We start from the raw sequence: 503 nt of genomic DNA, 5'->3' as shown, positions 1-503 counted from the left end.
GGCAAGATCTACGCCTGGGACGTGGTCAACGAGGCCTACGCCGACGGCAACTCCGGCGGACGCCGCAGCTCCAACCTGCAGTCCACCGGCAACGACTGGATCGAGGTGGCCTTCCGCACCGCGCGCGCCGCCGACCCGGCCGCCAAGCTCTGCTACAACGACTACAACATCGACAACTGGACCTGGGCCAAGACGCAAGGCGTCTACAACATGGTCAAGGACTTCAAGGCTCGCGGCGTGCCGATCGACTGCGTGGGCCTGCAGTCCCACTTCAACAGCGGCAGCGCCTACAACGCCAACTACCGCACCACCATCTCCAGCTTCGCCGCCCTCGGCGTGGACGTGCAGATCACCGAGTTGGACGTCCAGGGCGCCTCGGCCACCACCTACGCCAACATCGTCAACGACTGCCTGGCCGTGCCCCGCTGCGCCGGCATCACCGTCTGGGGCGTCCGCGACCAGGACTCCTGGCGCAGCGGCGACACCCCGCTGCTGTTCAGCGG

The 503-nt window shown here is 67.4% G+C and carries 1 protein-coding gene; it reads left to right on the top strand.

Annotation, left to right across the window (positions count from 1 at the left end; genetic code table 11):
* A partial coding sequence (locus IEY93_RS37670; protein ID WP_189167909.1) for an endo-1,4-beta-xylanase occupies positions 1 to 503 on the top strand: 503 nt, incomplete at both ends.

The organism is Sphaerisporangium melleum (assembly GCF_014646695.1).
GTDB lineage: Bacteria > Actinomycetota > Actinomycetes > Streptosporangiales > Streptosporangiaceae > Sphaerisporangium > Sphaerisporangium melleum.
This window is presented reverse-complemented; position numbering and strand designations above follow the sequence as displayed.